15 protein-coding genes are annotated in these 13,052 nt (G+C 71.3%); 5 read left to right on the forward strand and 10 right to left on the reverse strand.

Features of this window, described 5'->3' with window-relative positions; genetic code table 11:
• The first annotated feature begins 102 nt into the window (after positions 1-102).
• Positions 103-540, forward strand: a complete 438-nt coding sequence (locus tag EDF42_RS12630; RefSeq protein WP_123292410.1) for a hypothetical protein — start codon at positions 103-105, stop codon at positions 538-540.
• A gap of 28 nt (positions 541-568) precedes the next feature.
• On the opposite strand, the gene EDF42_RS12635 is transcribed toward EDF42_RS12630, so the two are convergent.
• Positions 569-1,189 carry a hypothetical protein gene (locus EDF42_RS12635; RefSeq protein ID WP_123340324.1) on the reverse strand — a complete coding sequence of 207 codons (621 nt, stop codon included), beginning with the start codon at positions 1,187-1,189 and terminating at the stop codon, positions 569-571.
• Between the two features lie 201 nt (positions 1,190-1,390).
• Positions 1,391-2,845 carry an APC family permease gene (locus EDF42_RS12640; RefSeq protein ID WP_123672563.1) on the reverse strand — a complete coding sequence of 485 codons (1,455 nt, stop codon included), beginning with the start codon at positions 2,843-2,845 and terminating at the stop codon, positions 1,391-1,393.
• A 98-nt stretch (positions 2,846-2,943) separates the two neighbouring features.
• On the opposite strand from EDF42_RS12640, the gene EDF42_RS12645 reads away from it, so the two are divergent.
• A complete protein-coding gene (locus EDF42_RS12645) occupies positions 2,944-3,372 on the forward strand; it encodes a DUF6892 domain-containing protein (RefSeq protein ID WP_123672564.1) in 429 nt (142 codons plus the stop codon).
• A 22-nt stretch (positions 3,373-3,394) separates the two neighbouring features.
• On the opposite strand, the gene EDF42_RS12650 is transcribed toward EDF42_RS12645, so the two are convergent.
• Genes EDF42_RS12650 through EDF42_RS12660 form a run of 3 tightly spaced genes read right to left on the reverse strand, consistent with a single transcriptional unit; the run spans position 3,395 to position 6,080 of the window.
• Positions 3,395-4,015 (reverse strand): uracil-DNA glycosylase, encoded by a 621-nt coding sequence (locus tag EDF42_RS12650; RefSeq protein WP_123672565.1) that lies wholly within the window; start codon positions 4,013-4,015, stop codon positions 3,395-3,397.
• 1 nt (position 4,016) lies between these two features.
• Positions 4,017-5,234 (reverse strand): glycosyltransferase, encoded by a 1,218-nt coding sequence (locus EDF42_RS12655; RefSeq protein WP_123672566.1) that lies wholly within the window; start codon positions 5,232-5,234, stop codon positions 4,017-4,019.
• 9 nt (positions 5,235-5,243) lie between these two features.
• Positions 5,244-6,080, reverse strand: a complete 837-nt coding sequence (locus tag EDF42_RS12660) for a DUF429 domain-containing protein (RefSeq protein ID WP_123672567.1) — start codon at positions 6,078-6,080, stop codon at positions 5,244-5,246.
• Positions 6,081-6,112: 32 nt separating this feature from the next.
• On the opposite strand from EDF42_RS12660, the gene ligD reads away from it, so the two are divergent.
• Positions 6,113-7,132 carry a non-homologous end-joining DNA ligase gene (gene ligD, locus EDF42_RS12665; RefSeq protein WP_123672568.1) on the forward strand — a complete coding sequence of 340 codons (1,020 nt, stop codon included), beginning with the start codon at positions 6,113-6,115 and terminating at the stop codon, positions 7,130-7,132.
• Between the two features lie 20 nt (positions 7,133-7,152).
• Here ligD and EDF42_RS19015 read toward each other — a convergent pair whose 3' ends face one another.
• The 3 genes from EDF42_RS19015 to EDF42_RS12670 form a co-directional block, all read right to left on the reverse strand.
• Positions 7,153-7,296, reverse strand: a complete 144-nt coding sequence (locus tag EDF42_RS19015; RefSeq protein WP_159573682.1) for a hypothetical protein — start codon at positions 7,294-7,296, stop codon at positions 7,153-7,155.
• Positions 7,293-7,454, reverse strand: coding sequence for a hypothetical protein (locus EDF42_RS19020; RefSeq protein WP_159573681.1), 162 nt, complete (start codon positions 7,452-7,454; stop codon positions 7,293-7,295). Before EDF42_RS19020 ends, EDF42_RS19015 begins: the two co-directional genes overlap by 4 nt.
• A 138-nt stretch (positions 7,455-7,592) precedes the next feature.
• Positions 7,593-8,636 carry an ATP-dependent DNA ligase gene (locus tag EDF42_RS12670; protein WP_123340330.1) on the reverse strand — a complete coding sequence of 348 codons (1,044 nt, stop codon included), beginning with the start codon at positions 8,634-8,636 and terminating at the stop codon, positions 7,593-7,595.
• 159 nt (positions 8,637-8,795) lie between these two features.
• Here EDF42_RS12670 and EDF42_RS12675 point away from each other — a divergent pair, with 159 nt between their 5' ends.
• Both EDF42_RS12675 and EDF42_RS12680 read left to right on the forward strand, forming a co-directional pair.
• Positions 8,796-9,839, forward strand: a complete 1,044-nt coding sequence (locus tag EDF42_RS12675; protein ID WP_185040937.1) for an MBL fold metallo-hydrolase — start codon at positions 8,796-8,798, stop codon at positions 9,837-9,839.
• A 331-nt stretch (positions 9,840-10,170) separates the two neighbouring features.
• Entirely contained in the window at positions 10,171-10,551 is a 381-nt protein-coding gene (locus EDF42_RS12680; RefSeq protein WP_123340333.1) for an antitoxin HicB, read from the forward strand.
• 2 nt (positions 10,552-10,553) lie between these two features.
• On the opposite strand, the gene EDF42_RS12685 is transcribed toward EDF42_RS12680, so the two are convergent.
• Together EDF42_RS12685 and EDF42_RS12690 are read right to left on the reverse strand one after the other, a co-directional pair.
• On the reverse strand, positions 10,554-11,186 hold the full coding sequence (locus tag EDF42_RS12685) for an FMN-dependent NADH-azoreductase (protein WP_123672840.1): 633 nt from the start codon (positions 11,184-11,186) through the stop codon (positions 10,554-10,556).
• 142 nt (positions 11,187-11,328) lie between these two features.
• Positions 11,329-12,951 (reverse strand): putative Ig domain-containing protein, encoded by a 1,623-nt coding sequence (locus EDF42_RS12690; protein WP_123672571.1) that lies wholly within the window; start codon positions 12,949-12,951, stop codon positions 11,329-11,331.
• Positions 12,952-13,052: the final 101 nt, after the last annotated feature.

The following is a 13,052-nucleotide window of genomic DNA, read 5'->3' on the forward strand; positions in this document are numbered from 1 at the left end:
CGGCCTCAAGGTCTTCCTCCACAGGTTGCTGCGGCGGCGAGGTTGTCCACAGATGCACACGGCGGCCGTCGGCGGGCGGGCCGGGTTCGCGACGCTGGAGTCATGCCTGACACCGACACCCTCGACCGCCTGATCCGAACCCCTGTCCGTACCGACGACGACGTCGTCCAACTCGTCGCCGCCCTCGTCGACCGCCCGGTGCGCCGGCAGTGCTGGGTGGTGTTCCTCGACGAGCTCGGGATGTCGATCCCGTTCCTGCTGCCCATCGCGGACCTGCCCTACCAGCCCGACGAGCACGTCAGCGACTTCGCGTCGTTGATCTCCGAGATCGTCGGACAGCTCGGCGCGGTCGACGTCGTCCTCGCGTGGGAGCGGCCCGGTGTCGACCGCGTGCACCCGGTCGACTGGGAGTGGGTCGACGCATGCGCCTGCGCCCTCGACGAGCACGCGATCCGGCTGCGGGCGCAGGTCATCGTCCACGACGGCGGTGCCGCGATGGTAGAACTCGACGAGCACGACCAGGACCAGGACGTCGCGTGACCGTCGGACCCGGCGGTCTCGTGCCCGGTCAGCCCTGCGGGGCGGTGTCCGGCACGGTCTCGCCCGTCAGGCCCTCGACGACGGCCTTCGCCGCGGGCCAGGACTTCGCGTAGTGCTCGGGGTCCGAGTTGATCTGCACCGCGTGCGCCATCTGCGTCGGCGTCATCGTCTTCCAGCCGGGGACCTTGACGAGCTTCGCGTAGAACATCGACGCCGCCGTGTACGGGTCCATCCGCTGCTCGTACGTGCCCCAGGCGCCGTTGTCGCGCTGCTGGAACAGGCCGCGGCTGTCCGGTCCCGCGGCGTCGCCGTGGTCCAGGTTCACCAGGCTCGACTCGCCGATCGCCGTCATGACCCCGACGGCCTGGGTGTGCGGCCCGATGCCGACTGCCTTCGCGGCCTGGATCACGGACGCGGCGTTGACCAGGCGGTCCTGGCAGAAGCCCGCGATGGGGCCGGCGGGGACGACCATGCCGCCGACGGTCTTCGAGGCGACCTTCGGGCAAGTGGGGGTGGCGTCGGCGGCGCTGGACTTCGCGATGCCGGCGATCGAGTTGACCGCGATCACGACGAGCACCACCACCCCGATCCCGACGACCACGATGCCGGCGCCGAAAACCGACGCGAGCGTGATGCCGACACGGCGCATGACGGGACCTCTCGACGGACGGGGCGGGGCAGGCGGAGCACGACGAGCGTACGGGCGCCGCCTGGGAACCGCACCCGCCCGATCGGGGGCCGCCGTGACGAACTGACGGTCCTGGTGCTCCGAACACGGGGTTCGGGCACCAGGACCGTCAGTCCCGACGTCAGCGTCGTCCGATCGTCCAGATGACGGCGGTCGTGTCCATCAGACGTCGCGGTGGTCGTGCGGCGGGTGCTGCACCTTCGTCGGTTCGGTGACCATCCCGGTCGGGGCCTTCTCGGGCTGCTTGCGACCGTGCGTGAACCAGGTCAGGATCCACAGCAGCACACCCAGGGCCAGCAGTGCACCGGCGATCTGGTACTGCTGCGGGTCACGGCCGGACGAGAACGGCAGCACGAGCCACAGGCAGGTGATGATGCCGATGACGGGGATGATCACGCCGGCTCGGAAGTGCTTGTGGTCGACCTTGTCGCGGCGGAGCACGAGCACCGTCAGGTTCACGACGGCGAACACGGTGAGCAGCAGGAGCGAGGTCGTGCCACCGAGGACCACCACGATCGGGGAGTCCGGGTCGAGCGAGACCCAACCGATGAGCAGCAGGGAGATCGCGGTGGTGAAGACGATCGCGTTCGACGGGGTGCGACGGGCGGGGGAGATGCGGGCCAGGAAGCCCGGCAGCACGCCCTGCTTGCTCATGCCGTACAGCAGTCGCGACGCCATCATCATGTTGATCAGGGCGGTGTTGGCCACGGCGAACATCGAGATGAACGGCAGCAGGTCGGCGATCGGGAAGTCCGGGGCGGCGGTCTGCACGACGGTCACGAGCGGGGTCTCGTTGCCGGCGAGCTCACCGATCGGCACGACGGCGACGGCGCAGATCGACACGAGCGTGTAGATCACGGCCGTGATGCCGAGGCCGGTGAGCATCACCTTCGGGAAGATGCGCGAGGGGTCCTTGGTCTCCTCGGCCATGTTCACCGAGTCCTCGAAGCCGACCATCGCGAAGAACGCCAGCGACGTCGCCGTGGAGATCGACATGAGCAGGGTCTTGTCCTCCGGGGTCTCGAACATCACGACCCGCGAGAAGTCCGCGTTGCCGCCTGCGATCGCCCAGAAGCCGATCAGGATCACCATGACGAGACCGGACAGCTCGACCAGGGTGAGGACGACGTTCGTCTTCACGCTCTCACTGACACCGCGGAAGTTGATCGCCATCACCGCGAGCATGAAGCCCATGGCGATGAGCATCACGACGGCGTTCGGCAACTCGAGGCCGAACCCGACGCCGAGGTTGGCGGCGAACGCCCGCGACGCCGTCGACGCCGAGGTGATGCCGGAACACATCACGATGAAGGTCACGATGAAGGTGATGAAGTGGACGCCGAAGGCCTTGTGCACGTAGAGCGCAGCGCCCGCGGTCTGCGGGTACTTCGTCACGAGTTCCAGGTACGAGAAGGCCGTCAGCAGGGCGACCGCGAAGGCGATGAGGAAGGGGAGCCACGCTGCTCCTCCGACCTCTGCCGCGACCTGACCGGTGAGCGCGTAGACACCCGTTCCCAGGATGTCGCCGACGATGAACAGCAGCAGGAGCTTGGGACCGATGACCCTGCGGAGCTCGGGCTGCTCCTGCTGTGGTCGGTCCGTCTTGGTGGTGGCCATGCGTCACCCTTGCGCGCGAGACACCTTGCTGTCTAGTCCCACAGGAAGGTTTCTCGCGATCGCAACACGGTCGCTCGGCGACGGATACTCTCCGGGCCATGGACCACGAGTCGAACACCACCGAAGAGCCCGTCGAGTTCGCCGACTTCAACGCGAAGCTGCTGGTGCTCGACGTCCTCTGCTACGACCTCGACGTGCTCGACCCCTACGACCCGGAGACCGCCGACGAGACGGACGAGGACCTCGACGTCGACGGCCAGGACGACCGGGCCCGTGAGTACTACGACGACCTGGAACTCCTGCCGTCGCACCTGTCGCTCGTCACGGAGCTCACCGTCGACACCGAGCTCGAGGTGCTGCAGGACGTGCACCCCGGGTGGGAGGGCTCCGACGACCGCTTCGACCCGCAGAACTGGGACGACGTCCTCGACCTGCCGGCGCTCCGCACCGTGTACGCGGCAGCGCCGCTGCCCGCCCACGTCGCCGAGACCCTGGCTGCGAAGGGCGTCGAGGTCCGCTCAGCCTGACCGGTGGGATCGGCACAGGGAACTACAGCGAGCGGTCCAACGCTCGAAGCTGCTCGGTGAACTGCTTCGCGCCGCCCTGCGCAGGGTGCCGGACGGCGATCGCCTCGATGCCGGCCAACGCGAGCGCACCCTGGGCCTTCCGCCCCACCGCGACCACCCGGACCCGGTCGACGCCACCGAGAGCATCGAGCAGTGCGAGGGCCACGGGTGCTCCCGACCGCACCTCGGCCGGACGGGGTGTGCGGTTCGTCAAGCGGTGCGGCGCGACGAACGGGTGGTGCGGGAAGATCGCCCACGCCACGGGGAGCGGCCCGGCCCAGTCGGACAGCGCCGACTGCACCACGCGCGATGAGGCCTCCCACGGGGCGGTCGGCTCCGGCGGCACCAGGTAGTCGTCGACGAACCGGTCCGTCCCGAGCTCGCGCATGCTCGTGAACGGGAGGCCGGTGTTCGTCATGCCGCGCCACCCGGGTGCCTCGGCCACGAGCAGGGTGTCCGCCGCTGGCCCGAACTGTTCCAGGTACCGCTGCAGGTTCGACCGCCGCAACCGCCCCTCGGCCGAACCGAGGCCGTACAGTGCCTCGGCGTCCGCCTCCACCGGCACGGCGTCGAGCGCTGCCCAGAACGCGTCGAACGCCGTCATCTCACGATCCGACCCGCGACCCGTGGCCGAGCACCCGGCGGTACACGTCCTCGAGCCCCGAAGCCGATCGTTCCCAGCTCAGACGCTCCGCGTGCTCCCGCCCGGCCGAGGACAGCGCGGCCGCGTACCCGGAGTCCGTCAGGATCCGCTCGATCTCGGCGGCCCACACCGACGGCTCACGGGACTCGAGCACGACACCCGTCTCACCGTCGACCACGGCCTCACGCAGCCCCCCGGCAGCCGCGGCCACGACCGGCACCCCGGACGCCGAGCCCTCCAGCGCCACGAGGCCGTACGTCTCGGAGTGCGACGGCACCAGCACGGCTGCCGCGCCACGGAACAGGAACGCCAGGTCGGCACGCGACTGCGGCCCGATGAAGGTGACGCGGTCGGCGATGCCCCGCGCGGCGGCGAGCCGACGCAGTTCGTCCACGTAGTCACCCGCCTCGCTCGAAGCGTCCCCGGCGATGACCAAGGTGGGACGGGCCTCCTGGCTGATGCCCGCGATCGCCTCGATGGCCAGGTCGAGCCCCTTCAACGGCTGCACGCGAGCCGCCGCGACGACGTAGGGCGTGGCGGCCCGGCGCGCACCGGCGGCTGCCGGGCGGAAGACCGACCCGTCGACCCCGGGCGGCACGATCCAGATCCGCGCGTCGGCACCGCCGAGCCGCGTCCGGACCGTCGACGCCTCGGCCTCGGACACCACGACGACCGCATCGGACTCACGCGCCAGCTGCTGCTCGCCCGTGATGCGCCCGGCGGACTCGGGCCGCTCACCCTCGGACAACGGCGTCTCGGGGTCGGCGGCGATCGAGTGGAACGACTGCACGTGCGGGATGCCACGCTCACGGGCGACCGGCAGCGCAGCGGCACCGGAGAACCAGTGGTGCGAGTGCAGGACGTCGAACGGCCCGAGCTGCTCGAGCTCGTGGCGGAACGGCTCGATGAACGCGTCGTGCTCGCCCTTCGGCACCGGCTCCGCCGGACCCGCCGACAGGAACCGCAGGCACACCCCCGGCACGAGCGACACCGAATCCGGCTGCGCCGGCGCCGAACGCCGCGTGATGATGTCGACGTGGTGGCCACGATCGGCCAGCGCCTCGGCCTGGTGCCGGACGACGACGTTCATGCCGCCGACCTCGCCCGAGCCGGGTTCGTCTCCGGGGGAGGTGTGCAGCGACACCAGCCCGATGTGCAGGGGTTCGCTCGTCGTGCTCACCGCTCAACCCTAGCCGCGCGTGCCCCGCTGCGACGGGCGCGCGGGCGCCACGACGACGGGCCGGCGGCCCGCCTCGTCCACCGGGTCGGTGGGGAGGCTCGGATCACCTCCCAGGATCTGCACACGCTGGTCGCCGTGCCGCTCCCAGAACGCCGCCGTCCAGGCACACAGGGCACCGTCGAGCAGGTCCTCGCGGTGCTTGTGCGTCGGTCCGTGCAGCACCGACGGGTCGGCGAGGCCGGCAGTCAGCAGATGCGAGTCGAGCTGCAACGGCGGGTCGAGCGGGGTCTCGCGCAGGCGCCGGACGAGCTCGTCGAAGGCCTCGGCGCGGCGTGCCCGGGCCTCGGCTGCCGGCACCCTGAGGTCCAGGCGCTTGTACCGGGGCCGCTCGACGTCGTACCCGAGCTCCTCGACGCCCACCAGGGTCGTGTACGGGTAGCACTCGAACATCGCCGGCCCGGTCCTGGCGTGCATCGACGCCGTGTCGGACACGTACTCGACGCCCAGTGCGGTGAGCCGGTCGAGCAGGCGGGAGCCGGCGCTCGCCGCGGAGGCCTGGTTCGTCGGGTTCGCCGCGACCTTCCACCGGCCGTAGCGCTGCCCGACCTGCCGTTCGGATTCGCGGATGCCGGTCGGGTTCGTCACGACGAGCGAGGCGTCGACGGCGATGAGCGATCGCGGCCCGAGGTGTTCCGCGATCCATTCGGTGACGTCGTCGACCCCGCGGGCCCATCCGGCGCCGGTGATCGTGCCGTCGGCCTCCATCGCGACCAGTCCGGTCTCGTTGGGTGCGCGGCTCGCGGTGCCGAGTCCCCACGCCAGGTCCACTCCGAGGTACGCGCTCACCCGTCCATCGTGCACCGAGTACCTTCCGCTGCATGGCGAGCGAAGCGACGACGGTGCGGGTGCCCGGTCCGGACGGGGACCGCGCGGTCCGGATCAGCAGCCCGTCCCGGGTGCTCTGGCCGGACGCCGGGATCACCAAGTCCGACCTCGCCGAGTACCTGGTGACGGTGGGCGACGCCTTCGTCCGCGCGAACGGCGACCGACCCATCTCGCTGCAGCGGTTCCCCGGCGGCGTCGACGGCGAGCAGTTCTTCTCGAAGAACCCGCCGAAGGGTGCCCCCGACTACGTGCGGTCGGTCACGGTGACGTACCCGAGCGGCCGGAAGCACCCGCAGCTCGTCATCGACGAGCCGGCCGTTGCGGTGTGGGCCGCGCAGATGAACACCGTGGTCTTCCACCCGTGGGCATCGCGCGCCGAGGACAGCGACCACCCGGACCAGCTCCGCATCGACCTCGACCCGCAGCCCGGCACGGACTTCTCGGACACGGTGCCCGTGGCGCAGGAACTCCGGAAGGTCCTGGACGAAGCGGGTCTGACGGCGTGGATCAAGACGAGCGGCAACCGCGGTCTGCACGTGTTCGCCCCGATCGCCCCCGAGCACGAGTTCCTCGACGTCCGGCACGCCGTGATCGCGGCCGCCCGAGAACTCGAACGGCGGATGCCCGACCGGGTCACGACGGCGTGGTGGAAGGAAGAGCGAGGGCAGCGGGTCTTCGTCGACTTCAACCAGGCGAACCGCGACCGCACGATGGCCGGCGCCTACAGCCCGCGGGCACTGGCGCACGCCTCGGTGTCGACGCCGATCACGTGGGACGAGCTGCCGACGGCGGACCCGACGACCTTCACGATCCGGACCGTCCCCGAGCGCCTGGCGACGATCGGCGACCCGTGGCAGGCGATGCACGACGAGCCGGCGAGCATCGCGCCGCTGCTGGCGTGGTGGGAGCGCGACCTGGAGAACGGCGAGGGTGAACTGCCGTTCCCGCCGGACTTCCCGAAGATGCCGGGCGAGCCGCCGCGCGTGCAACCGTCCCGAGCGAAGAAGTCCTGACGCGGAGCCAGCGCGGACCGTCAGACGGCGGGCAGCGTGTCCGTCGAGCGGTCGGGGTCGTCGACGCGGGACGTCTGCATCGGCAGTCCCACGCTCGCGGTGTGCAGGCGGGTCAGGCGCGACCAGGTGCCGCGGTGCGCGTCGCTGATGCCGTCGACGATCACGAGCCCAGGCCGATCGTGACGAGTGCGAGCGCGGTGGCGGTCACGCCGGCGATGGCGCTGATGACCGCACTGAGCTGCAGGGTGCGCTGGCGGCGTGCCTCGCGTACCTCGGTGAAGGGGTTCCGCTGCGAGTGGCGGACAAGCGTGCTGGTGCTCATGTCGATCCGCTTTCGGTCCTGGGGCTCCCGGGATGGGTGCCTCGTGCTGCTGGTCTCCATCGTGGCAGCGTTTCGCTAGTTCGGCTAACTACTTTCCTGCGATCACCGGCAAGACGACGAAAAACGGACAACCACGTGTCAGGACAGGACATCCCGCAGGTCGTACGCCGACGGCACCTCGAGCTGGTCGAACCCGCACGACTCCGCGTCGCGGTCCGGACGCCACCGTTCGAACTGCACGGTGTGCCGGAACCGGTCGCCCTCCATCTGGTCGTAGCGGACCTCGAGCACGACCTCCGGCGCCAGCCGGACGAACGACGTGTCGCGACCCGACGAGAAACGCGACCGTTCCCCGTCACCGGTGACGGGCCTCCCGTCCGCATCGCGGAGCACGACGGGCTCGAGCTCGTCGACCAGGGCGAGCCGGCGCTTGTCGGAGAAGGCGGAGACGCCGCCGACCTGGCGGAGCTCGCCGTCGTCGCCGTACAGGCCGACGAGCAGCGACCCGACGCCCGAGCCGCTCTTGTGGACGCGGTACCCGATCGCGACGACGTCGGCCGTCCGGTGGTGCTTGATCTTGAGCATGGTCCGCTTGCCCGGCTCGTACGGCTTGGCCCGGCGCTTGGCGACCACACCGTCGAGTCCGGCACCCTCGAAGGTGGTGAGCCACTCGCGGGCCTGGTCGACGTCGAGCGTGGTGCGCGTGACGAACAGCGGGTCGGACATGTCGGTGGCGAGATGCTCCAGCCGCTCGCGTCGTTCGTCGAACGGCAGGTCGACCAGTTCGTCGCCGTCCGCTGCGAGCAGGTCGAACGCGACGAACTGCGCGGGCGTCTCGGCGCTGAGCTTCGCGATCCGCGAGGCCGCCGGGTGGATGCGCTGCGACAGTGCCTCCCAGTCGAGGCGCTCGGCTCCGGGCTCGCCCGAGCGCAGGATCACCTCACCGTCGAGCACCACTGGGTGGTCGCGGCCGCCGAACTGCGCGCGGAAGGCCTCGACGAGTTCGGGGAAGTAGCGCGTGAGCGGCTTCGCCCCGCGGCTGCCGATCTCGACGTCGTCGCCGTCGATCGTCACGATCCCGCGGAAGCCGTCCCACTTCGGTTCGTACCGCAGGCCGCCGGTCACGCTGTCGGGTTCCGGGACGTCGGCGACGGCCTTGGCCAGCATCGGTGCGATCTCCATGCGTCGTGTCTACTCGGGCTCCGGTGGGCGGCGCTGCGCGCTTCGTGGGCAGGAATGGTCGGGTCCGGCGCGACGACCCGACCCCTTCTGCTCACCGAGTGCGGCCGGGAGGCCCGGATCACCCGGGGCAGGTCGGCTCGCGTCAGTACTGTGGTGCGGGTGACGACCGTGCCCCCGTCGGCAGCGCCGACTCCGGAACCGATCAGCCCCGTGCAGGCCGCCGCGCTCCGCGACGGCGTCCTGCCTCCCGTCGAACAGGTCCGGCCGGGCATCTGGACCTTCGCGGTGCCGTTCCGGTTCGGGGTGCCCGACGCGACCCTGGTCTACGTCGTCGAGGGGTCGGACGGATCGCTCGCGCTGATCGACCCCGGGTGGTCGGCCGACGGCGGGCTCGACGAGGTCCGCGCCGCACTGTCGGCGATCGGCCGGTCGCTCGACGACGTGTCCCTCGTGGCCGTGACGCACCTGCACGCCGATCACCTCGGTGCTGCCGCCGCGGTCCACCGAGCGACCGGTGCGCGGGTCGCGATGCACGGGCTCGAGGTGGACGCGCTGGAGCGTGAGCGCACCGACGCGGCGCAGAACGACGCCGACATCGCCACATGGGGCCTGCCGCAGCACCTGCGCGACGGGGTCGTCGCGGCCTGGGGGAGCGGGCGACGGATCGGACTCGGGCGGAGCGAGGCGCCGTACGCCGACCTGCTGCTCGCCGACGGCGAGGTGCTGCCGATCCCGGGGCGCACCATCCGGACCCTCTGGACGCCCGGGCACACCGCCGGGCACGTGTGCTTCCTCGACCAGGCGGACGGTCTGCTGTTCACCGGCGACCACGTGCTGCCGCGGATCAACTCCGGGATCGGCCTCGGTGGTCGGACCGCCACGAACCCGCTCGGGGACTACCTGGCGTCGCTCGGCCGACTCGACGTGCACGCCGGACTCGAGGTCTGCCCGGGCCACGAGTACCGGTTCGCCGACGTCGTCGCCCGCGCGCAGACCTTGGCGCGGCACCGCGAGGAGCGGTCGCAGCACGTCGCCGAGGCGCTCGACCTGCTCGACCGGCCCACGCTGTTCGAGGTCGCCGCACGCGTGCCGTTCAGTGGCGGGATCGAGTCGATGAACGGGTTCCTGCTCGCGAGTGCACTGACGCAGACGGCGTTCCACGCGGAGCTGCTCGGCCGGTCGGGCGAGGTCCGTCCCGCCTGACCGTTCCTCCACACCTGCTCGGGCGATCGTCTTCTTGCACAGGTCGGGGAGGCCTGCGCCGTTCGCGCACGGTCGCTCGTCAGACTCGGAAGCAGGCCAAGTTATCTACTGGCCCTTGATGGACCTGACTAGAAGGGCTTGATATCGTGGTGCGAGCTGTGCAGCACCGGGTGGTCACGACGTTCCTGCGGCATCGGGGATGGTGGTTGGACCGGACCCGCGGGAGCCACGAGGTGTGGCGCGGACCCGAGGGTGGGCGCCCCGGCGTGGTGCGGCAGGTGCTCAGGATCTTCCCGGACGCACCGGACAGCTGGCGATGAACGGAGGAACGATGACGACGACGTACCGAGCGACCGCGTACCGAGAGGGCCGCTGGTGGGCGATCGAGATCCCTGCGGCCGGCGCGGTCACGCAGGCCCGCCGCGTCGCCGACGTCGAGTGGATGGCGCGGGAGTGCGTCGCCCTGACGCTGGACGTCCCGGAGGACGACGTCGCGATCGACGTCGAGTTCGTCCTTCCCGACGACGCCCGCGCAGACTGGGAAACGTCCCGCGCGCTCGCTGAGCAGGCCCGGCAAGACGGAGCTGAAGCGGCCCGGCTGGCGCGGAACGTGGTGACCCGGATGCGGGCCGAGGGCTACACCTACGCCGAGATGGCGTCCGTCCTCGGGCTCTCGGCGCAACGCGTGCACCAGCTCGTGAACGCGTCCTGATCTCAACCGAGGGTGGACGCCAAGCGCTCGATCGTCGTCGTCGCGTCGGCGAGCTCGGCGGACGCGTGCTCGGCGAGCGGGGCGAGGTCGGGCAGCCGGTCGGCCAGGGTCGCACTGACCGTGATCGGGTAGAGCTTCATGCCGAGGGCCGTGCCGAGGATGAGGTGCAGGACCGGCGAGCCGTGGTCCCAGTCCTCGGTCGGGGTGCCGGCGTCGTAGGTCGCGCCACGGCTGACCACGGTCACGACCGGACGGCCGGCCAGGGGCTGCACGTCGCCCGCCAGGACCCCGGGGACGTGGATGCGGTCGATCCAGGCCTTGAGCGTCGACGGCACCGTGTAGTTGTACAGCGGCGACCCGACGACCACGACGTCGGCGGCGAGGAGTTCGTCGATGACCTCCTGGCGCAGGGCCTCGGCCTCGGGAGCGACGGTCTCGTCCGCGGTGCGGTCCGCTGCCGCCCAGTGCAGCGCCGAGGTCTCGAGGTGCGGGAGCTGGTCGACGTGCAAGTCGCGGCGGACCACCGTGTACTCCGGACCACGAGCGCGCCAGGCGTCGGCGAACGCGGCGGTCAGCGCGCGCGAACGGGAGTGGGACAGGTCGGCCGAGGAGTCGATGTGCAGCAGCGTGGGCATGGTGCCCACGCTACCGACGGTGGGACGGAAACGGCCCCGCCGCCCCGGTGCGGGGTCAGGCGGGGCCGAGCCGGGCCTCCCGTCCGTCACGCGGGCACGCGACGGACGGGAGACGACGGGGACCGTCAGCGCTGGTCGTACGTCAGCGCTGTGCGCGGCGACGGCGCAGGGTGCGGGCGCCGATCAGGCCGGCACCGGCGACGAGCAGGCCGAGCGCCCAGGGGAGGGCACCCGTCGCATCGGTTCCGGTGTAGGCGAGCCGGCCCGAGCCGACGTGGTGCGTGGCGACCGCCGCGGGGACGATCGGCTTGATGACGGCGGCCGGGGCGATCGTCGGCTGCACGTCCACCGCGAAGACCGTGCTCGGCACCGCGGCACCGGCGACGGTCAGGGTGTGTGTGGACGCGTGCGGGAACGTGACGGACACCAGGCCCACCCCGCCCAGCTCGGAGTCAGCGGCGATGACGTCGGACGCGACGTCCGAGGTGACGGTCGGCACGAAGAACTCCGGCTCGCCGGTCTCCTCGTCGAAGTCGGGCAGGATCTGGTTGCCGAAGCGGTCGACCTGGGCACCGGAGACGAGCAGCGTGCCGCCCTGCTTGACGGTCACCTTGCCGCCCTTGACCGGCTCGGAGTCGCTGAGCAGGTCACCCGTGTAGACGTCCCCGTTCGGGTGGATGATCCACGCCGTCGTGTCGCTGCCGTCCTCGAGCGCGTTCTGGTTGAGCGTGACGACCTCGATGCCGACGGGGGCACCGGCCTGGACGTCGATGTCGACGAACTGCTGGTTCGAGACGGTGCCGCTCGGGCTCGTCGACGTCGCCGTGATCATGAGCTGGTAGTACTGGTCGGCGTCGGTCAGGGTGCCGGAGAGCACACCGGTCTTCGCGTCGAAGGAGATCCCCTTCGGCAGCGTGGACTGCTCGTCGCCGTCGTCGTCGAACGACGATGCCGACAGCACCGGCGCCGGGGTGCTCAGGGCACGGAAGGTCTGCGAGAAGGCCTCGCCGGCGGTGGCCTCGATGGACGTGTCGCCTTCCTCGTCGGAGAGCGGCTGGCCGTCCTCGTCCACGAAGACGGGGGCAACGGCGGTCTCGGTGGTCGCCGTGGCGGTCTCGCCCGCGACCGAACCCTCGAGCGTGACCGTGATCTCCTGACCGGCGTCGGCGGCCGCGATCGTGTAGGTGGCGCTCTCGGACAGGACGGCACCGGTCTCGGAGGTCCAGACGTACGAGATCTTGCTGCCCTTGGTGAACCCGGACTGTCGCGCGACGAGGTCCGAGCCGACGTACAGGTCGCCGGTGATGGTGACCGACTGCGCGGCGGCGGCCGGGGTGGTCGCGGTGACGGTGGGCTCAGCGGGCGTGGTCGCTGCCGGGGCGGCGGGGGTGCCGGCCGGTGCCGTCGAACCCGAGCCGGTGGTGGCGGCGTCGGTCGGCTCGGTGGTCGGGGCGGTGGTGCCGGTCCCGTCGCCCGCCGGGGCGTCGTCGTCGCCGGTGGTGCCACCGGTCGTGTCGCCGGCGGCAGGGGTGCCGTCGGTCGCACCGGTGTCGGCCGCGGGCGTGCCGGTGCCGTCCGTCGCGGAGTCGCTCGGCGTCGTGCCGTCAGCGGTGCCGGTCGTCGCCGGGGTGGTGACGGCCGTGGTCGGCTCGGCCGCGGTGGCGGCGGTGGCGGTCATGACGCCCAGACCGGTCGTGAGACCGATCAGCGCGACGGTGGTGCCGACGGCGCACGCGCGTCGGACGGTGGAGGTGCTACGGCGCACTTCTTCCCCCAGGTGTTCAGTCCGGTCGGGTGCCGGAACATAAGAATCCGCCGAGAATCCTCGGCTTGCTCGGATCGTATTGGTATCCGCGCGCGGACACG

Origin of the sequence: Curtobacterium sp. PhB172 (assembly GCF_003752545.1) — a bacterium.
Lineage (GTDB): Bacteria > Actinomycetota > Actinomycetes > Actinomycetales > Microbacteriaceae > Curtobacterium.

Bases quoted from the DNA above. Each gene is read 5' to 3' on its own strand.
- EDF42_RS12630 (WP_123292410.1), top strand. From the start codon at position 103: ATGCCTGACACCGACACCCTCGACCGCCTGATCCGAACCCCTGTCCGT.
- EDF42_RS12635 (WP_123340324.1), bottom strand. From the start codon at position 1,189: ATGCGCCGTGTCGGCATCACGCTCGCGTCGGTTTTCGGCGCCGGCATC.
- EDF42_RS12640 (WP_123672563.1), bottom strand. From the start codon at position 2,845: ATGGCCACCACCAAGACGGACCGACCACAGCAGGAGCAGCCCGAGCTC.
- EDF42_RS12645 (WP_123672564.1), top strand. From the start codon at position 2,944: ATGGACCACGAGTCGAACACCACCGAAGAGCCCGTCGAGTTCGCCGAC.
- EDF42_RS12650 (WP_123672565.1), bottom strand. From the start codon at position 4,015: ATGACGGCGTTCGACGCGTTCTGGGCAGCGCTCGACGCCGTGCCGGTG.
- ligD (WP_123672568.1), top strand. From the start codon at position 6,113: ATGGCGAGCGAAGCGACGACGGTGCGGGTGCCCGGTCCGGACGGGGAC.
- EDF42_RS19020 (WP_159573681.1), bottom strand. From the start codon at position 7,454: ATGAGCACCAGCACGCTTGTCCGCCACTCGCAGCGGAACCCCTTCACC.
- EDF42_RS12670 (WP_123340330.1), bottom strand. From the start codon at position 8,636: ATGGAGATCGCACCGATGCTGGCCAAGGCCGTCGCCGACGTCCCGGAA.
- EDF42_RS12680 (WP_123340333.1), top strand. From the start codon at position 10,171: ATGACGACGACGTACCGAGCGACCGCGTACCGAGAGGGCCGCTGGTGG.
- EDF42_RS12685 (WP_123672840.1), bottom strand. From the start codon at position 11,186: ATGCCCACGCTGCTGCACATCGACTCCTCGGCCGACCTGTCCCACTCC.